Here is a 19,110-nt window from a genome sequence, read left to right as displayed (position 1 = left end):
AACGCGCCACCAGGGGCAACCCGTTCCATCCCCCACTGAGCACCATCTCAGTCGAGACGCGTCAGACCAAGATCTCATTCTGAAACGATCAGTTATTCGACCGTGACGGACTTGGCCAGGTTGCGCGGCTTGTCGATGTCGCGGCCCAGGGCCAACGCCGTGTGGTAGGCGAGGAGTTGCAGCGGGATGCCCATCAGGATCGGGTCCAGCTCGTCCTCGTTCTTCGGGACGAGGATGGTCTGGTCAGCCTTCTCCTGCTCCTGGTGCGCGACCGCGAGGATCTTGCCGCTGCGGGCCTTGATCTCCTCCAGGGCGGCGCGGTTCTTCTCCAGGAGGTCGTCGTCCGGGACGATCGCGACCGTGGGGAGCGCGGGCTCGATGAGCGCGAGGGGGCCGTGCTTCAGCTCGGAGGCGGGGTAGGCCTCGGCGTGGATGTACGAGACCTCCTTGAGCTTGAGGGAGGCCTCGCGGGCGACGGGGTAGCCGCGCACACGACCGATGAAGAGCATCGAGCGGGCGTCCGCGTACTGCTTGGCGATCTTCTTGATCTCGTCCTCCTGCTTGAGGATCTCCGAGATCTGGCCGGGCAGCTTGCGCAGGCCCTCGATGATCCGCTTGCCGTCGGAGACCGACAGGTCGCGGATGCGGCCCAGGTGCAGGGCGAGCAGGCCGAAGGCGACCGTAGTGTTCGTGAAGCACTTGGTCGAGACGACGCAGACCTCCGGGCCCGCGTGGACGTACACGCCCGCGTCGGCCTCACGGGCGATCGCGGAGCCGACGACGTTCACGACGCCGAGGACGCGGGCGCCCTTGCGCTTCAGCTCTTGAACGGCGGCGAGCACGTCGTAGGTCTCACCGGACTGGGAGACCGCGATGTAGAGGGTGTCGGGGTCCACGACCGCGTTGCGGTAGCGGAACTCGGACGCGGGCTCCGCGTCGGCGGGGATGCGGGCCAGCTCCTCGATCATCTGGGCGCCGATCATGCCCGCGTGGTACGAGGTGCCGCAGCCGAGGATCTTGACGCGGCGCACCTTGCGGGCGTCGTGCGCGTCCAGGTTCAGGCCGCCGAGGTGCACGGTGGAGAAGCGGTCGTCGATGCGGCCGCGCAGGACGCGGTCCACCGCGTCGGGCTGCTCGAAGATCTCCTTGTGCATGTACGTGTCGTGGCCGCCCATGTCGTACGACTCGGCCTCCCACTCCACGGTGGTCGGCGAGGCGGTCGTGCGGGAGCCCTCGGTGGTGTACGTGCGGTAGTCGTCGGCCTTGATGGTGGCCATCTCGCCGTCGTCGAGGGTGACGACCTGGCGGGTGTGCGAGACGAGCGCGGCGACGTCCGAGGCGACGAACATCTCCTTCTCGCCGATGCCGAGGACCACGGGGGAGCCGTTGCGGGCGACGACGATGCGGTCGTTGAAGTCGGCGTGCAGCACGGCGATGCCGTACGTGCCCTCGACGTGGCGCAGGGCCTCGCGGACCTTGTCCTCCAGCTTGTCCGCCTGGGCGCGGGCGATGAGGTGGGTGAGGACCTCGGTGTCCGTCTCGGAGAGGAACTCGACGCCGTCGGCGCTGAGCTTGGCGCGCAGCTCGGAGGCGTTGTCGATGATGCCGTTGTGGACGACGGCGACCTTGTTGTCACCCGACATGTGCGGGTGGGCGTTCTCGTCGGACGGGGCGCCATGGGTGGCCCAGCGGGTGTGGGCGATGCCGGTGGTGCCCTTGAAGCGGGCGGGCACCTTCGCCTCGAGGTCGCGGACGCGGCCCTTCGCCTTGACCATCTTCAGGCCGGTGGCCTTGGGGCTGGTGATGACGACGCCCGCGGAGTCGTAGCCGCGGTACTCCAGGCGCTGCAGGCCTTCGAGGAGGAGGGGGGCCACGTCACGCTTGCCGATATAACCGACGATTCCGCACATAGAGGGTGTCCTAGCCGTAGATGATGCGACGCAGCTGCCGGAGGGTGAGCTCGGGCGGCGCGACCGCGCGGTATGTGAGATCCGCCGAGATCTGTTCGAAGATCGCCGCGTTCAGCAGGCCCTGACCTTGCAGTTCGCGGTGGCGGCGACGGACGAATTCTTCGGTCGTCTCGTCGAAGTAGGCGAGCACGTCCTGGATGACCCGCAGCGCTTCGCCCCGCTGGAGCGGGGTGCTGCGGGTCAGGTGGTCCACCAGGTCGTCGTGCATTCGTTGATCCTGAAGGAAGAGGCCCGCGCGTGCAACAATCCTGCCCGGTATCGGGCAGGGGCGCGTCGAAAACTGGCCCCGGCGGCTCACATCCGCTTCAGGATCGCCTGCTTGGCCGTGGTGAACTCCTCCTCCGTGAGTATCCCGGCCTTGTGCAGCTCCCCCAGCTCACGCAGCCGCCGCAGCAGGGCGTCGTGATCATCCTCCGCCGGGGCGGGCGCGGGCACGGCAGCCGGCGTCAGAGCGGCCGGTGCCTCCGGGGCCTCCGCGAGGCCCTGCGCCGCCGCCGGATGAGGCAACCGCACCTGCACGGCGGCGGCGACCAGCGCCATCAGCGGGTCCTTCTTGAAGCCCCACAGCTCCACCGAGTTCGGGTCGTACTTCGGCGGGGCCTTGGTCGGCGCGTGCCGGACGGTGAAGCGGAGGTAGCCGTTCTCCAGGCCCACCGCGGGCTGCCACTCCACCGCCGCGACCTCGGCGAGGGACAGCGTGCGCGTACCGGACGCCGACTTCGCCTCCTCCGTCTTCCAGTTCCACTCCAGGCGGATGGTCTCGCCGTCGAAGCTGGCCGTGCCGTCCCCCGCCGAGACCGACAGCGGCACCGAGGGGCCCGGCAGCAGATAGCTGTCGCAGGGCACGGCCGGCACCTGTTCGAGCAGCAGCGCGTTGCGGACCTCGTCGACGACGTACTCCGCGACCCCGTAGCGGTCCGAGTCCACCGCGAGCTGATACGGGTCGGCGGCGTCCCCGAGCTTGCCCCCCGCGGCCTGCAGCAACGGGTCGGCGCCGTCCCGCAGCCGCAGCCGCAGACGCCCCGACTTCTTGCCCTGTTCGAAGGCGATGCCCGCCAACGCGCCCAGCGGCACGGCCAGTTCTCCCAGCGTCTTGCGCAGCAGAGACACGTTCTTGTCGCGTCCGGGCACGAGGCGCAGCGTCTCTCCGTCGAAGGTCCAGGTCCCGTCGCGCTGGATGATTTCCGCCATGGGAGGATTCTTCCATTGGCGGGCGGCCGAAGTGGTCTACACCCTTGACCCACCCCGGGGCGCAAGGTACCCATGGTGACCGTTCGATTGCGATGCACCACAGTGATGGCCCGTCGAAGGGACCCGCTCGTGAGACAGCACCAAAGATCGACCCGCCTGTTCGGCTCGTTGCTGCTCGTCGCCGCGGCCGGCCTCTCGTCCGTGGCCGCCGCGCCCGTCGGCGGCAGCGGAGCGCGGGATGAGGCCGCGGCCGCCACGCCGACCCCCCTCGGCCAGGTGATCCCGGCCCCCGCGTCCGCCGCCCCGGGCGGAGCCCCGTACGAGATCACTGCCAAGACCCGCATCAGGGTCGACGACTCGCGTGCCGCGCGCGGGATCGGCGGGCAGCTGGCGGACGTCCTGCGTCCCTCCACCGGCTACCCCCTGAAGGTCACCGACGACGAGGGCCGCGACGGCATCCGGCTCCGGCTGAGCTCCAAGGACAAGTCCCTGGGCGACGAGGGCTACCGGCTCGAGTCGAGGCGCGGTTCCGTCACCATCACCGCCCGCAAGGCCGCCGGGCTCTTCTACGGCGTACAGACGCTGCGGCAGCAACTGCCCGCGGCCGCCGAGAAGAAGACGAAGCAGAAGGGCCCCTGGCTGGTCGCGGGCGGCACCATCAAGGACGCGCCCCGTTACGCGTACCGCAGCGCCATGCTCGACGTGTCGCGGCACTTCTTCTCGGTCGACAAGGTCAAGCGCTACATCGACCAGATGTCGCTCTACAAGGTCAACAAGCTGCACCTGCACCTGAGCGACGACCAGGGCTGGCGCATCGCCATCGACTCCTGGCCCAGGCTCGCGACGTACGGCGGCTCCACGCAGGTCGGCGGCGGCAAGGGCGGCTACTACACGAAGGCCCAGTACAAGGACATCGTCCGGTACGCGGCATCGCGGCAGCTCGAAGTGGTCCCGGAGATCGACATGCCGGGCCACACGAACGCGGCCCTCGCCTCGTACGCCGAGCTGAACTGCGACGGCGTCGCGCCCCCGCTCTACACCGGCACCGAGGTCGGCTTCAGCTCGCTGTGCGCCAAGAAGGCCGTCACGTACGACTTCGTGGACGACGTCATCCGCGAGATCGCCGAGCTGACTCCCGGCAAGTACATCCACATCGGCGGCGACGAGGCGCACTCCACGAGCCACGAGGACTACGTGGAGTTCATGAACAAGGTGCAGCCCATCGTCGCCAAGTACGGCAAGACCGTGATGGGCTGGCATCAGCTGACCGGCGCCACGCCCGCCAAGGGCGCCGTCGCGCAGTACTGGGGCTATGACGCCACCGGCGCCGCCGAGCGCGAGCAGGTCGTGAACGCCGCGAAGAACGGCACCAAGCTGCTCCTCTCGCCGGCAGACCGCTCCTACCTCGACATGAAGTACAACAAGGACACCCCGCTCGGCCTCTCCTGGGCGGGCCTGGTCTCGGTGCAGCGCAGCTACGACTGGGACCCGGCGACGTACCTGAAGGGCGCGCCCGCGGACTCCATCCTGGGTGTCGAGGCGCCGCTGTGGTCGGAGACGCTCTCGACCTCGCAGCACATCGAGTACATGGCGTTCCCGCGCCTGCCCGGCGTCGCCGAGCTCGGCTGGTCGCCCGCCTCGACGCACGACTGGGACACGTACAAGGTGCGGCTCGCCCGGCAGGGGCCGCGCTGGGACGCGATGGGCATGGACTACTACAAGGCCGCCGAGGTGCCCTGGCCCGGCAAGTAACTACGCAGGCGGACGAGAGTGGGCTCCCGGGGACCGTCCCGGGAGCCCACTCGGCTTGTGAGGGTGTGGCTACGCGATCGGGTTCTTCAGCGTCCCGATCAGCTGGAGCGCGCCCGCCGGGTCGGCGAGGTCCACCATCTGTTCGTTGTCGCGGAGCTGGAGCCGGTTCAGGCAGGAGCGCGCGAACTCCGGGGCGAACATGTCGTACTGCTTGAACTTGTCGGCCAGTTGGGGCGTGGCCTCCTGGTACGTCGTCACGCACTCGGCGACGGCGCCCCAGAACGTCTCCTCGTCCACCAGGCCCTCGGTGACGAGGTTCGCGGACAGGAAGCGGAAGAAGCAGTCGAAGACGTCCGTGAAGATCGACAGGAGTTTCTGGTCGTCGGGGACCTCGACCCGCAGCCGCTCGACCGCGGGCGGCAGGACCGCGTCCGGGTCCATGACCGCAATCTCCTCGGCGATGTCCTTGAAGATCGCCCGCTGTACGACGCCGTCCTTGAGGACCAGGATGACGTTCTCGCCGTGCGGCATGTAGACGAGGTCGTACATGTAGAAGCTGTGCAGCAGCGGCGTCAGGTAGGCGTGCAGATAGCCGCGCAGCCACTCGGCGGGGGTGAGCCCGGAGCGCTCGATGAGGGCGCCCGCGAAGGACGCGCCCTCCAGGTCGGTGTGCAGCAGCGAGGCCATGGTGGCCAGTTGCTCGCCCTCGGCGAGGGACGGGACGGGGCTCTCGCGCCACAGGGCCGCGAGCATTTTGCGGTACGGGGAGTAGCGGTCGGTCGCGGCCTCGTACTCCAGGTGGCGATAGCCGACGGCCGCGCGCTCGCGGATGATCGTCAGGCCGGTCGACTTCAGGGTCTCGTCGGAGTCGATGAGGCCCGCGAGCCAGTCGTTGATCGCCGGGGTCGCCTCCATGTACGCGGCCGAGAGTCCGCGCATGAAGCCCATGTTGATGACCGAGAGGGCCGTTTTGACGTAGTGCTTGGCCGGGGCGCTCTTGTTGAAGAACGTACGGATCGACTGCTGGGCGAGGTACTCGTCGTCGCCCTCGCCCAGGCACACCAGGTGCCGCTGGGCGACCTCGGCCGCGAAGGTCACCGACAGCTTGTTCCACCACTGCCAGGGGTGCGCCGGGATGAGGAGGTAGTCCTGCGGGTCCAGGCCCTGCTCACGGAGTCTGCGGTCGAAGCGGTCCAGGGTCTCCTGGCCCAGCTCGGCCCGCAGGAACGACTCGTACTCGATGCCGGCGCCCGCCGTGAACGCGGCCCGCTCCTTGCTCGCGGCCAGCCACACGAGCCGTACGGGGCTCGCGGTCTCGGGGGCGTACGAGAGGTACTCGTGGACGCCGAAGCCGAGCCGGCCGTTGTTGGCGACGAAGCAGGGGTGGCCCTCGGTCATGCCCGTCTCGATCTCCTGGAAGCCGGAGCGGGAGAGCTCGGCGGCCGGGATCGCGGGCTTGGTCAGCTTGTAGCAGGTGCCGGAGAGGGTGGAGGAGATCTCCTCCAGGTAGACCGGCAGGATCTCGTCGCTCAGGCCGAGGGCCGTGCGCAGCTCGATGAAGAAGTCGAGTGCGTTGAGGGGGAGTTCGGCGCCGTCGCGGTGCCGGGAGATCGAGTCGGCGTCGACCTGCCAGTGGTCCAGGCGCAGCCGCTTGGCGGTGAAGCGGTAGCGGGTCAGGGCGTCGTCGCTGCGGATGACGTATTTGTCCTCGCCCAGCGGCTCCGGGGTGAAGAGTCGCTCGTGGGAGAACTCGGCGATGGCTTTGCGGATGAGGAGGCGGTTGGCCTGCTCCCAGCGCTCGGGGGTCAGGTGCGCCGTTGCGTCGGACAGGGTCATATCGCCGTTTCCCTTTCGCGTACTGCTTCTTCGAACTGTTCCCGGGTGCAGAAGCTCAGGAGAGCCTTCTTCTCCGGCTTCTGGATGACCTCGGCCGGCCGGAACCCGACGGCTTCGTTGAGGGCGTGCACGGCCTTGTTGTCGACGTCCGGCTCCACCACGACGCGCGCGGTCGCCGGGTCCTCGAAGAGGGTCGCCATGACTTTGGTGATCACGTCCCGGGTGAAGCCGGGGATGCGGACGTCGGAGGGCGCGGTGAGGAAGTGCATGCCCACGTCGCCGGGCTGCGGCTCGTAGAGGCCGACGAGCTCGACGTACCGGGGGTCGTAGCGCTCCATCAGGAAGGCGGGGACGCCTTTGTGCAGGCCGATGAACGCGTCGTGGTGCTCGTGGGCGGCGATGGCCATGTACTCGCGCTCGACGTCCGGCAGCGTCGCGTCCTGCATCATCCAGAACGAGGCCTTGGGGTGGGTGACCCAGCCGTGCAGGAGCTCGGCGTCCTTCAGGGGGTCGAGGGGGCGGAGGGTGAAGTCTGAGGTGGTGCTCATACGGCGAACTCCTGGAACGCGATGGACTTCTCGACGGGGTAGTACTCGGCGCCGAGCAGCTCACCGATGATGTACGCGTTGCGGTACGGGCCCATGCCCAGGTCGGGGCTGGTCAGCGAGTGGGTGTGCACGGCACCGTTCTGCAGGAAGATCCCGCGGCCCGTGGTGTCGATGGAGTAGTTGCGGGCGACCTCGAAGCGGCCGCGGCCGTCCCAGCGGATGCGGTCGCGCACGGGCTCCAGGAAGTCGGGCGTGACGTACTGGTAGCCGGTGGCCAGGATCAGGCCCTCGGACTCCAGCTCGAAGTCCTTGCCCTGCTCGTCCTGGCGCAGGCCGAGCGTGTAGGTGCCGTTCTCGTGACGGGCGCTCTGCAGCGAGGAGTTGGTGAGCAGCCGCGTCGGCACCGGGCCGCCGAGGTTCTTCTGGTAGAGCAGGTCGAATATCTCGTTGATCAGGTCGCCGTCGATGCCCTTGAAGAGCGTCTTCTGCTGATCCTGGAGGCGGTAGCGGGTCGCTTCCGGCAGTGCGTGGAAGTAGTCGACGTACTCCGGGGAGGTCATCTCCAGCGTCAGCTTGGTGTATTCGAGGGGGAAGAAGCGCGGGGAGCGCGTGACCCAGTTGAGCTTGTAGCCGTGGACGTCGATCTCGCTCAGGAGGTCGTAGTAGATCTCGGCGGCGGACTGGCCGCTGCCGACGAGCGTGATCGACTTCTTCTTCTGGAGATCCGGCTTGCTCTGCAGATAGCGGGAGTTGTGGATGAAGTCACCGCCGAGGTCCGCGCACGACTCGGGGATGTGCGGCGGGGTGCCGGTCCCGAGGACGAGGTGGTGGGCGCGCAGGGTGTCGCCGGTGGAGGTGTGGACGACGTACAGATCGTCCTCGTACGTCACCTCGGTCACCGTCGTGCTGAAGCGGACCGAGGAGAGCTTCGCTGCGGCCCAGCGGCAGTAGTCGTTGTACTCGGTGCGCAGCGGATAGAAGTTCTCGCGGATGTAGAAGGAGTAGAGGCGACCCGATTCCTTCAGGTAGTTGAGGAAGGAGTAGGGGGACGTCGGGTCCGCGAGGGTGACGAGGTCCGACATGAACGGGGTCTGGAGGTGAGCGCCCTCCAGGAACATGCCCGAGTGCCACTCGAAGTCCGGCTTGGACTCCAGGAAGAGGCCGCTGAGCTCGTCGATGGGTTCGGTCAGGCAGGCGAGGCCGAGGTTGAAGGGGCCGAGACCGATGCCGATGAAGTCCAGTGGTTCCATCGGTTCCCGTGGCTGTCGGTGATCAGGAAGCGCGGTCAAGGGTCTCTCCCAGGTACTGCTCGGCGTGGCCGGCGATCAGATCGAGGACGGCCGTGATGTCGGCGACCGTGGTCTCGGGGTTGAGCAGGGTGAACTTGAGGTACTGACGCTCGCCGACCTTGGTGCCCGCGACGACGGCGTCGCCGGAGGCGAACAGGGCCTTGCGGGCGTAGAGGTTGGCGCGGTCGATGGCGGACGGGTCGCAGATCGACCCGGGTATGTAGCGGAAGACGAGCGTGGAGAGCTGGGGCTCCACGACGACGTCGTAGCGCGGGTCGGCGGCGAGCAGCCGCCAGCCCTCGTCCGCCATGTCGCAGACGGAGTCGAAGAGCTCGCCGATGGCGTCGGCGCCCATCACGCGCAGCGTCATCCACAGCTTGAGGGCGTCGAAGCGGCGGGTGGTCTGCAGGGACTTGTCGACCTGGTTGGGGATGCGCTCCTGCACCATGCGGCGCGGGTTGAGGTACTCCGCGTGGTACGTCGCGTGGCTGAGCGTCGACCTGTCCCGCACCAGGACGGCGGAGGAACTCACCGGCTGGAAGAAGGACTTGTGGTAGTCGACGGTCACGGAGTCGGCGCGCTCGATGCCGTCGATGAGGTGACGGTTCTTGCGCGAGGCGAGCAGGCCGCAGCCGTACGCCGCGTCGACGTGCATCCAGGTGCCGTACTGCTCGCAGAGCTCGGCGATCTCGGGGAGCGGGTCGATGGAGCCGAAGTCGGTGGTGCCCGCGGTGGCGACGACCGCCATGGGGGTGAGGTCGTTCTCGCGGCAGCGCTCCAGCTCGCGGGCGAGCGCGACGGTCTGCATGCGCTTGTCGTGATCGGTGGGGACGACGATCACGGCGTCCTCGCCGAGACCGAGCAGCGTCGCGGCTTTCTGGATGCTGAAGTGGCCGACCTCGGAGGCGAAGATGCGCAGCTCGGTGGCGGGCTTTCCGGCCTTGGCGGCTTCCTCGCGGGCGAGCAGCATGGCCTGGAGGTTGGACTGCGAGCCGCCGCTGGTGAACACGCCGTCGGCGGCCGGGCCGAGCCCGATGCGTTCGGCCGTCCAGTCGATGAGACGGCGCTCGATCAGTGTGCCGCCCGCGGATTGATCCCACGTGTCGAGGGAAGAGTTGACCGCGGACAGCACCGCCTCGCCGAGCACGGCCGGGATGACGACCGGGCAGTTGAGGTGCGCGAGGTAGCGGGGATGGTGGAAGTACACGGCGTCGCGCAGGTAGAGCTCGTCGAGCTCGTCCAGGGCGGCGATGGTGTCGTGCAGGGGCTCGTCGAGGTCGACGGCCTCGATGCGGGGCGCGAGGTCGTCGACGGAGACGCCGGTAAAGGGGCGTGAGGTGGTGGCGATTCTGGCCGCCACCCGCTCGACTCCTTCGGTCACGGAGCTGCGGTAACGCTCCGCGGTGGTGTCGTTGAGCAGGTGCGAGCGCATGAACTTCCTCTGTGTGAGGGGACTTGGGGGAAGTGAGGTAAGCCTAACCTAACTACCCCGGTGGTTAAACCCAGGGGGTCCCTGTGGTCACAAAGAGCCAGAAAAACGGAACAGCCCTCTCCGGAATGCGGAGAGGGCTGTGATGCGAATGCCGTCAGACAGGGTGAGTTCGCGCGATTCCGGGCAGGGGTCAGCTGACCTTCTTCGCCTTCTCGATCGCGTCGGCGAGGTCCTCGAGGATCGGGGCGCACTTGTCGTACGAGTAAATGGGCTCGGTGACGCGGGGGATGACCTGACCGGCCTTGACCGCGGGCAGCTTCGCCCAGGTCGGCTTCTCGATGTCGGCGGGCTGGATGGTGGCCGTGCGGTTGTCCATCATGATGATGTCCGCGTCGTGCTTGTTGACGTTCTCCCAGCTCAGGTTCTCGAACCAGCCGCCGCTCGCCTTCTTGGCGGCCTCGGACGGCTCGACGAAGTTCACGCCGAGGGACTTGAAGTACTCCAGGTCCGCGGAGAGGTTCGTCCCGGAGACGTAGAAGATGTCCTGGCTCGCCGAGCCGACGAGGACCTTGATGTCCTTGTTCGCCTTGGCCACCTTGCGCAGCCGCTCGGCCGCGGCCTCGAAGCGCTTCTTCGCCTTGACGACCTTCTCGGCCTTCACGTCCGCGCCGAGCGACTCGGCGAGGGCGAGCAGGCGCTGGAGCGGCTCGGTCATCTTGCGGTCGTAGACGCTGATGCCGACGCTCGGGGCGAGCTTGAGGATCTTGTCCTTGCTCTCCTCGGGGACGGACCAGAGCGTGCCCGCGTCGTCGAACATCGTGGAGACGAGGAGGTCGGGGGCGAGGCCCGCGTACTTCTCGATGTTGAACTTGCCCCATTCGTTGCCGAGGATCGTCAGCTTGCTGACGTCCATGTCGCCGGCCTGGACGTCGGCCTTGCCGTCCTTGGTCTTCGTCGGGCCGAAGACGCCCTTGACCTCGATGCCGTAGTCGAAGAGTGCGGCGGCGACGCTGGTGAAGGCGACGATGTTCTTCGGGGTGCCCTTGGCCTTGGCGGTCGTGCCGCGGTCGTCCTTGAAGCTCCATGGTCCGGAGTCACCGGAGTCCGCAGCGCCCGAGTTGTCCTTCTTCTCGTCTCCGCAGGCTGCCAGCAGGGCCGTCAGGCCGAGGGCTCCGCCTGCGGCGAGGATGCCGCGGCGGGAGGGCTGGGGGAGGCGGGAGTGGGGCATGAGGGTCTCTGCTTTCGTGAAGACGGCGGCGGGGCCACTGGCCGGAACTAGCGCTTAGGTTAACCTAACCTAAGGTCCTGTCCAGTGGCCCCCGGGCGCCTTCCCCGACGCAGCGGTTGTTATCCCGCGAATCCCAGCTCTCTGGCGATCAGCATGCGCTGCACCTCACTGGTGCCCTCGCCGATCTCCAGGATCTTGGAGTCCCGCCACATCCGTGCCACCGGGTACTCGTTCATGAAGCCGTATCCGCCGTGGATCTGGGTGGCCTCGCGTGCGTTGTCGACGGCGACCGTGGAGGAGTAGAGCTTTGCGATCGCGGCCTCCTTCTTGAAGGGCTCGCCGCCGACGAGGCGCGACGCCGCGTCCCGCCAGCCGACCCGGGCCATGTGCGCCCGCATCTCCATGTCGGCGATCTTGAACTGGATCGCTTGGTTCGCCCCGATCGGCTTGCCGAAGGCGTGCCGCTCCTTGGCGTACTTCACGGACTCGTCGACGCAGCCCTGCGCGAGGCCCGTCGCGAGCGCGGAGATCGCGACCCGGCCCTCGTCGAGAATGCGGAGGAACTGGGCATAGCCGCGGCCCTCTTCGCCGAGGAGGTTCGCCGCGGGCACCCGGACGTCCGCGAAGGACAGCTCGCGGGTGTCCGATGCGTTCCAGCCGACCTTCGAGTACGGCGCCGCGACCGTGAACCCGGGCGTCCCGGACGGCACGATGATCGACGAGATGAGCGGACGGCCGTCCGGCTTGCGGCCGGTGACGGCGGTGACCGTGACCAAACCCGTGATGTCCGTGCCGGAGTTGGTGATGAAGCACTTCGAGCCGTTGATCACCCACTCGTCGCCGTCGAGCACCGCGGTCGTGCGCGTGCCGCCCGCGTCCGAGCCGCCGTCCGGCTCGGTCAGGCCGAAGGCGCCGAGCAGTTCACCGGAACACAGCCGCGGCAGCCACTCCCGCTTCTGCTCGTCCGTGCCGAAGAGGTGGATCGGCATGGCGCCGAGCGAGACGCCCGCCTCCAGGGTGATCGCCACCGAGGAGTCGACCCGCGCCAGCTCCTCGAGCGCGATGCCGAGGGCGAGATAGTCGCCGCCCATGCCGCCGTACTCCTCGGGGAAGGGCAGACCGAACAGGCCCATGCGGCCCATCTCGCGGACGATCTCGTACGGAAACTCGTGGCGCTCGTACAGGTCGCCGATCTTCGGGGCGACCACCTCGTGCGCGAACTCCTCGACGGTGCGGCGGAGTTCCTCGTGCTCGGGGGACAGACGGTGGTCCATCGTTCTTCACTGCTCCTGGTGGGAGGTGCCCGTCAGGGCACGGACGGTGCGGGAGGGGCTGGGTCGGCCCAGTTGTTCGGCCATCCACGCGCTGGTGGCGGTGAGCTTGCCGAGATCGACGCCGGTCTCGATGCCGAGGCCGTCGAGCATCCATACGAGGTCTTCGGTGGCGAGATTGCCGGTGGCGCTCTTCGCGTACGGACAGCCGCCGAGGCCGCCCGCCGAGGAGTCGACCGTGCGCACGCCGTGCTGCAGGGCGGTGAGGGTGTTGGAGAGCGCCTGGCCGTACGTGTCGTGGAAGTGCACGCCGATGCGGTCCGTGGGCACACCCGCCTCGTTCAACGCGGTGAGCAGGGACAGGACATGGCCGGGGGTGGCCACGCCGATGGTGTCGCCGAGGCTCAGCTCGTCGCAGCCCATGTCGAGGAGGGACTTCGCGGTGCGGACGACCTGGGCGACGGGCACGGGGCCCTCCCACGGGTCGCCGAAGCACATGGAGAGGTAGCCGCGCACCCGCACGTCCTGCTCGCGGGCGCGGGCCACGACCGGCTCCGACATGGCGAGCGCCTCGGCCATCGTGCGGTTCAGATTGGCCTTGGCGAAGGACTCCGTGGCGCTGACGAAGACGGCGACGCCGCGGACGCCGAGCGCCAGGGCGCGGTCGAGTCCCCGGTCGTTCGGCACCAGGACGGGCAGCTGTGCCCCCGCGTCCTCCTGCAGGTCCCGCACGAGCGGGAAGAGCTGCTCGGAATCGGCCAGTTGGGGCACCCACTTGGGGTGCACGAAGCTGGTGGCCTCGACGGTCGTGAGGCCCGCGGCGGCGAGGCGGCGGATGAACTCCGCCTTGATGCCGGTGGGGACGACCGCCTTCTCGTTCTGCAGGCCGTCGCGCGCGCCCACCTCGTAGATACGGACGCGGGGCGGGAGGCTCTGGGCGGGGACGACCATGGGGAGGCCGTCGGTCCGGGTGTCGGTGGTCATTCGTTGTCTCCCTCCGCCTCGTCCGGGATCACCACGGCCAGGACCTGGTCCATGGCGACGGTCGAGCCCGGGGTGACGTCGAGCTCGCTGACGGTGCCCGCGTGCGGGGCGGAGATGACGTGCTCCATCTTCATCGCCTCCACCACCAGGAGGCTCTGTCCCTGGGTCACGTGGTCGCCGGTGGACACCTTGACGACCGTGACCGTGCCGGGCATGGGGGCCGTGAGGGCGTCGGCCCCGCTGTGCGCGGCGCCGGTGAGGCTCGCCGCCACGGGGTCGTGGTCCTGGACGTGCCAGGCGTCGCCGTCCCTGCCGAGCCAGTCGGCGGCGCGGTGGAAGGTGTGGGCGACGCCGTCCACGTGGACCGTGACGCGGCCGGGCTGCACGGTGCGCGGCCCCTCGCCCGCGATGTGCGCCACGGGCTCGTGTCCCGGCACGCGCAGGTGGTGCGTCAGCGGGGCGGGAGTACCGCCGAGGCGCCAGCTGTTCGGGGCCGAGAAGGGGTCGCGCCAGCCGTCACCGGTCGGTTCGAGGGCGGCGGCGCGGACGGCTGCCGCCGCCTCGTACACCTCGACGGGCACTCCTTCGGGGACGAGGCCGTCCGCCTCGCGCTCCACGAGGCCGGTGTCCAGCTCTCCGGACACCACCGCCGGGTGGGCGAGGAGGCGCCGCAGGAACCCCGCGTTGGTCGGCACGCCCAGGGTGACCGTCTCCGCGAGCGCGGCCCGCAGCTTGCGCAGGGCGGTCGGACGGTCGGGGCCGTACGCGATGACCTTCGACAGCATCGGGTCGTACAGACTCCCGACCTCCGTGCCCTCGCTCAGGCCGGAGTCGGTCCGCACCCCGTCGCCCTGCGGCTCGTGCAGGGCGAGAACGGTCCCGCCGGACGGCAGGAAGCCGCGCGACGGGTCTTCGGCGCAGACGCGGGCCTCGATCGCGTGGCCCGTCAGGCTGATGTCCTTTTGCCCGTAAGGGAGTTCCTCGCCGGCGGCGACCCGCAGCTGCCACTCCACCAGGTCGAGGCCGGTGATCAGCTCCGTCACCGGGTGCTCCACCTGGAGGCGGGTGTTCATCTCCATGAAGTAGTACGACGCCGGGTCCTTGCCCGGGACGATGAACTCCACCGTGCCCGCGCCCGCGTACCCGCAGGAGCGTGCCGCCTGGACGGCCGCCTCACCCATCGACGCGCGCGTGGCCTCGTCGAGCAGGACGCTGGGGGCCTCCTCGATGATCTTCTGGTGGCGGCGCTGGAGCGAGCACTCGCGCTCACCGAGGTGGATCACGTTCCCGTGGCCGTCCGCGAGGACCTGGATCTCGATGTGCCGGGGGCGGTCGATCCAGCGCTCCACGAGCAGCGTGTCGTCACCGAAGGAGGACCGCGCCTCGCGCCGCGCGGCGGCGATCTCGTCCGCGAGCAGCGAGGCGTCCCGCACGAGCCGCATGCCCTTGCCGCCGCCGCCCGCCGACGGCTTGAGCAGCACCGGCATGCCGATCTCCCGTGCCGCGTCGGCCAGTTGGGCGTCGGTCAGGCCGCTGCCCGAGGAGCCGGGGACCACCGGGACACCCGCCGCCTTGACCGTCTCCTTGGCGCGGATCTTGTCGCCCATCAGGTCGATCGCCGAGGCGGGCGGCCCGATGAAGACGAGCCCGGCGTCCGTGCAGGCCCGCGCGAACTCCGCGTTCTCGGCGAGGAAGCCGTAGCCCGGGTGGACGGCCTGGGCGCCGCTGCGAGCCGCTGCTTCTAGCAGCCGCTCGGCCGAGAGATAGCTCTCCGAGGCCGGTGCGGGGCCCAGGCGCACGGCTGTGTCCGCCTCCCGCACGTGCCGGGCGTCCGCGTCCGCGTCGCTGAAGACGGCGACGGAGCGCACGCCGAGCGCGCGCAGCGTCCGGATGACGCGGACCGCGATCTCGCCCCTGTTGGCGACCAGAACCGTGTCGAACATCGTCCCTCTCCCCGGGATGGTCCCTTGCTGGAAGTCGCTCATCGTCCGCCCCTCACATCCGGAAGACGCCGAAGCCGGGCTCGCCCAGCGGGGCCTCGGCGCAGGCGGTCAGGGCGAGGCCGAGGACCTGCCGGGTCTCCATGGGGTCGATCACGCCGTCGTCCCACAGCCGTGCCGTGGCGTAATAGGCGCTGCCCTGCTCCTCGTACTGAGCGCGGACCGGGGCCTTGAAGGCCTCTTCGTCCTGCGCCGACCACTCCTCGCCCCGCGCCTCCAACTGGTCGCGCTTGACGGTCGCGAGGACCGAGGCGGCCTGCTCGCCGCCCATCACGGAGATCTTGGCGTTCGGCCACATCCACAGGAAGCGGGGGGAGTAGGCCCGGCCGCACATGGAGTAGTTCCCCGCGCCGTACGAACCGCCGATGACGACCGTCAGCTTCGGCACGCGCGTGCAGGCCACCGCCGTCACCATCTTGGCGCCGTGCTTGGCGATGCCGCCTGCCTCGTAGTCCCGGCCGACCATGAAGCCGGAGATGTTCTGCAGGAAGACGAGGGGGATGCCGCGCTGGTCGCACAGCTCGATGAAGTGGGCGCCCTTCTGGGCGGACTCGGAGAACAGGATGCCGTTGTTCGCGATGATGCCGACCGGGTGGCCGTGCACGTGGGCGAAGCCGGTCACGAGCGTCTGGCCGTACTCCGCCTTGAACTCGGCGAAGCGCGAGCCGTCGACCACGCGCGCGATGACCTCGCGGACGTCATAGGGGGTGCGGGAGTCCGTCGGGACCGCGCCGTAGAGCCCGAGGGGGTCGACCTTCGGCTCCTCGACCGGGCGGACGGACCAGGGGAGTTCGCCGCGCTCGGGGAGCGTGGAGACGATCGTGCGCACGATCCGCAGCGCGTGCGCGTCGTCCTCGGCGAGGTGGTCCGTCACGCCGGAGACCCGGGAGTGGACCTCGCCGCCGCCCAGCTCCTCGGCCGTCACGACCTCGCCGGTCGCGGCCTTCACCAGGGGCGGTCCGCCGAGGAAGATCGTCCCCTGATTGCGGACGATCACCGCCTCGTCGCTCATCGCGGGGACGTACGCCCCGCCCGCCGTGCACGAGCCGAGCACGGCGGCGATCTGCGGGACGCCCGCGCCGGACATCCGCGCCTGGTTGTAGAAGATCCGCCCGAAGTGCTCGCGGTCCGGGAAGACGTCGTCCTGCATGGGCAGGAAGGCGCCGCCCGAGTCCACCAGATACAGACAGGGGAGGCGGTTCTCCAGCGCGACCTCCTGGGCGCGCAGGTGCTTCTTCACCGTCATGGGGTAATACGTGCCGCCCTTGACGGTGGCGTCGTTCGCGACGATCACGCAGGTGCGCCCGGAGACCCGGCCGATGCCGGCGATGACCCCGGCGGCCGGAGCGTCCCCGCCGTACAACCCGTCGGCCGCGAGCGGTGCCAGCTCCAGGAAGGGCGAGCCGGGGTCGAGCAGGGCGTCCACGCGGTCGCGGGGCAGCAGCTTGCCGCGCGCGACATGGCGGGCCCGGGCCCGCTCGCCGCCGCCGAGCCGTGCCGCCGCGAGCTTGGCCCGCAGGTCGTCGACGAGGGCGGTGTGCGCCGCCTCGTTCGTCCGCCATGCCTCGGACGCGGGATCTGCCGCGCTCGTCAGCACCGGTGCCTGCAGCATCAGTCGAGCCCCCTTGCTCGGTTAATGAGCGTTAACGCGTTTCCATCAGGTTAACGAGCGCTAACCGCCCTGTCTAGAATCGATTCCATGGCCACCAGAACCGACGCCCCCACCCGTCGCGAGCAGATCCTCAGAGAAGCCGCCAGGCTCTTCGCCGAGCGCGGCTTCCACGGAGTCGGAGTGGACGAGATAGGGGCTGCCGTCGGCATCAGCGGGCCCGGTCTCTACCGCCACTTCGCGGGCAAGGACGCGATGCTCGCCGAGTTGCTCGTCGGCATCAGCGGGCAGCTCCTGACCGGCGGCAAGCGGTGTGTGGCCGACACGGACGGACCTCCGGAGCGGGTGCTCGACGCGCTCATCGAGGGGCACATCGACTTCGCCCTGGACGACCGTTCCTTGATCACCCTGCACGACCGCGAGCTCGACCGCCTGCGGGACACCGACCGCAAGCTGGTCCGCCAGCTCCAGCGGCAGTACGTGGAGATCTGGGTCGACGTCGTGCGCAAGGTCTACCCGGACCTCGCCGAGAACGCGGCCCGGGTCTCCGTCCACGCGGTCTTCGGGCTGCTCAACTCCACGCCGCACCTGAGCCGGCGTGACGCGCTGCCCAGCCGCAGCGCCATGGCGGAGCTGCTGCACGGCCTCGCGCGCGGGGCCTTCGCGGCGGCGGTGGCGTGACGGGAGCGACAGGACTTCTCTCTGGACGGTCCGGTGACCGGCGGGTAACGTTGCTCTGAGCAAGCGCTTAGTCCGTGCTTGGACCACAGTGAGCCGCTGGGGCCGTCGTAGCAGAGGGAGTTTTCCGTGCGCCGTACCGTTTTCAATGAGGACCACGAGGCGTTCCGGGAGACCCTGCGCGCCTTCATCGAGGCCGAGGTCGTCCCGGTCCACGAGGAGTGGTTCGCCGCGGGTCAGGTGCCGCGCGAGTTCTACTACAAGCTCGCCGAGCTGGGCCTCTTCGGCATCAACGTCCCCGAGGAGTTCGGCGGCGCGGGCCTGGACACCCACAAGTTCGAGGCCATCCAGTACGAGGAGACCGCCCGCGCGGGCGTCACCTTCGGCGGCTCCGGCGTCCACGTGCTGCTCGCCCTGCCCTACATCAAGGCGCTCGCCACCGACGAGCAGAAGAAGCGCTACCTGGAGAAGTTCGTCTCCGCCGAGGAGATGTGGGCCCTGGCGATGACCGAGCCGGGCACCGGCTCCGACCTCGCGGGCATGAAGAGCACGGCCAAGCTCTCCGAGGACGGCACGCACTACGTCCTCAACGGCTCCAAGACCTTCATCACCGGCGGCGTGCACGCCGACCGCGTGATCGTCTGCGCCCGTACGTCGGCGCCCACCGCCGAGGACCGCCGCTACGGCATCTCCCTCTTCGCCGTGGACACCAAGTCCGAGGGTTACTCCATCGGCCGCAAGCTCGACAAGCTCGGCCTGAAGACCTCCGACACCGCCGAGCTCGCGTTCGTCGACGTCAAGGTCCCCGTCGAGGACCTCCTCGGCGAGGAGAACAAGGGCTTCTACTACCTCGGAAGCAACCTCCCCTCCGAGCGCTGGGGCATCGCCTACGGCGCGTACGCGCAGGCCAAGGCCGCCGTCCGGTTCGCCAAGGAGTACGTCCAGGACCGCACGGTCTTCGGCAAGACGGTCGCCTCCTTCCAGAACACCAAGTTCGAGCTGGCCGCCTGCCAGGCCGAGGTGGACGCCGCCGAGGCCGTCGCCGACCGCGCCCTGGAGGCCCTGGACGCGGGCGAGCTGACCGCCGCCGAGGCCGCGTCCGCGAAGCTCTTCAACACCGAGGTCGCGCACCGCGTCATCGACAAGTGCCTCCAGCTGCACGGCGGCTACGGCTTCATGAACGAGTACCCCATCGCCCGTCTGTACGCGGACAACCGCGTCAACCGCATCTACGGCGGCACCAGCGAGGTCATGAAGATGATCATCGCCAAGAACATGGGCCTGTAGGAACAGTGGGCCTGTAAAGACCGCCCTGTAGAACT

15 protein-coding genes are annotated in these 19,110 nt (G+C 69.1%); 3 read left to right on the top strand and 12 right to left on the bottom strand.

What is annotated here, in order from left to right; genetic code table 11:
• Positions 1 to 92: 92 nt before the first annotated feature.
• The 3 genes from glmS to ACWFRU_RS04345 all read right to left on the bottom strand — a co-directional run bounded on the left by glmS (position 93) and on the right by ACWFRU_RS04345 (position 3,161).
• Positions 93 to 1,910, bottom strand: coding sequence for a glutamine--fructose-6-phosphate transaminase (isomerizing) (gene glmS / locus ACWFRU_RS04355; RefSeq protein WP_453684447.1), 1,818 nt, complete (start codon positions 1,908 to 1,910; stop codon positions 93 to 95).
• Between the two features lie 10 nt (positions 1,911 to 1,920).
• Positions 1,921 to 2,178, bottom strand: a complete 258-nt coding sequence (locus ACWFRU_RS04350; RefSeq protein WP_363309460.1) for a hypothetical protein — start codon at positions 2,176 to 2,178, stop codon at positions 1,921 to 1,923.
• An 86-nt stretch (positions 2,179 to 2,264) separates the two neighbouring features.
• Positions 2,265 to 3,161 carry a DUF4429 domain-containing protein gene (locus ACWFRU_RS04345; protein ID WP_453684445.1) on the bottom strand — a complete coding sequence of 299 codons (897 nt, stop codon included), beginning with the start codon at positions 3,159 to 3,161 and terminating at the stop codon, positions 2,265 to 2,267.
• Between the two features lie 129 nt (positions 3,162 to 3,290).
• On the opposite strand from ACWFRU_RS04345, the gene ACWFRU_RS04340 reads away from it, so the two are divergent.
• Complete coding sequence (locus ACWFRU_RS04340) at positions 3,291 to 4,913, top strand: beta-N-acetylhexosaminidase (protein ID WP_453684443.1); 1,623 nt, start codon at positions 3,291 to 3,293, stop codon at positions 4,911 to 4,913.
• A gap of 69 nt (positions 4,914 to 4,982) precedes the next feature.
• Here the strand turns inward: ACWFRU_RS04340 and ACWFRU_RS04335 are convergent, their stop codons facing one another.
• The 9 genes from ACWFRU_RS04335 to ACWFRU_RS04295 all read right to left on the bottom strand — a co-directional run bounded on the left by ACWFRU_RS04335 (position 4,983) and on the right by ACWFRU_RS04295 (position 17,113).
• A complete protein-coding gene (locus ACWFRU_RS04335) occupies positions 4,983 to 6,749 on the bottom strand; it encodes an IucA/IucC family protein (protein WP_453684441.1) in 1,767 nt (588 codons plus the stop codon).
• Complete coding sequence (locus tag ACWFRU_RS04330) at positions 6,746 to 7,297, bottom strand: GNAT family N-acetyltransferase (RefSeq protein ID WP_453684439.1); 552 nt, start codon at positions 7,295 to 7,297, stop codon at positions 6,746 to 6,748. Before ACWFRU_RS04330 ends, ACWFRU_RS04335 begins: the two co-directional genes overlap by 4 nt.
• Positions 7,294 to 8,547 (bottom strand): lysine N(6)-hydroxylase/L-ornithine N(5)-oxygenase family protein, encoded by a 1,254-nt coding sequence (locus ACWFRU_RS04325; RefSeq protein WP_453684437.1) that lies wholly within the window; start codon positions 8,545 to 8,547, stop codon positions 7,294 to 7,296. The genes ACWFRU_RS04330 and ACWFRU_RS04325 overlap by 4 nt, the downstream gene beginning before the upstream one ends.
• 22 nt (positions 8,548 to 8,569) lie before the next feature.
• Positions 8,570 to 10,018, bottom strand: a complete 1,449-nt coding sequence (locus ACWFRU_RS04320; RefSeq protein ID WP_453684435.1) for a pyridoxal phosphate-dependent decarboxylase family protein — start codon at positions 10,016 to 10,018, stop codon at positions 8,570 to 8,572.
• Positions 10,019 to 10,208: 190 nt separating this feature from the next.
• Positions 10,209 to 11,246 carry an ABC transporter substrate-binding protein gene (locus tag ACWFRU_RS04315; protein WP_453684433.1) on the bottom strand — a complete coding sequence of 346 codons (1,038 nt, stop codon included), beginning with the start codon at positions 11,244 to 11,246 and terminating at the stop codon, positions 10,209 to 10,211.
• 119 nt (positions 11,247 to 11,365) lie between these two features.
• On the bottom strand, positions 11,366 to 12,520 hold the full coding sequence (locus ACWFRU_RS04310) for an acyl-CoA dehydrogenase family protein (RefSeq protein WP_453684431.1): 1,155 nt from the start codon (positions 12,518 to 12,520) through the stop codon (positions 11,366 to 11,368).
• Positions 12,521 to 12,526: 6 nt separating this feature from the next.
• Positions 12,527 to 13,501 carry a hydroxymethylglutaryl-CoA lyase gene (locus ACWFRU_RS04305; RefSeq protein WP_453684429.1) on the bottom strand — a complete coding sequence of 325 codons (975 nt, stop codon included), beginning with the start codon at positions 13,499 to 13,501 and terminating at the stop codon, positions 12,527 to 12,529.
• Positions 13,498 to 15,444, bottom strand: coding sequence for an ATP-binding protein (locus ACWFRU_RS04300; protein WP_453684427.1), 1,947 nt, complete (start codon positions 15,442 to 15,444; stop codon positions 13,498 to 13,500). The genes ACWFRU_RS04305 and ACWFRU_RS04300 overlap by 4 nt, the downstream gene beginning before the upstream one ends.
• 52 nt (positions 15,445 to 15,496) lie before the next feature.
• On the bottom strand, positions 15,497 to 17,113 hold the full coding sequence (locus ACWFRU_RS04295) for a carboxyl transferase domain-containing protein (protein WP_365816763.1): 1,617 nt from the start codon (positions 17,111 to 17,113) through the stop codon (positions 15,497 to 15,499).
• Positions 17,114 to 17,200: 87 nt separating this feature from the next.
• Here ACWFRU_RS04295 and ACWFRU_RS04290 point away from each other — a divergent pair, with 87 nt between their 5' ends.
• Together ACWFRU_RS04290 and ACWFRU_RS04285 are read left to right on the top strand one after the other, a co-directional pair.
• Entirely contained in the window at positions 17,201 to 17,791 is a 591-nt protein-coding gene (locus ACWFRU_RS04290) for an SACE_7040 family transcriptional regulator (RefSeq protein WP_453684425.1), read from the top strand.
• Positions 17,792 to 17,917: 126 nt separating this feature from the next.
• Complete coding sequence (locus ACWFRU_RS04285; protein WP_190080337.1) at positions 17,918 to 19,075, top strand: acyl-CoA dehydrogenase family protein; 1,158 nt, start codon at positions 17,918 to 17,920, stop codon at positions 19,073 to 19,075.
• Positions 19,076 to 19,110: the final 35 nt, after the last annotated feature.

It is taken from the genome of Streptomyces sp. NPDC055099, from assembly GCF_053607685.1.
The sequence above is the reverse complement of the archived record's forward strand: the minus strand, read 5'-3'. Positions and strand labels throughout refer to the sequence as shown.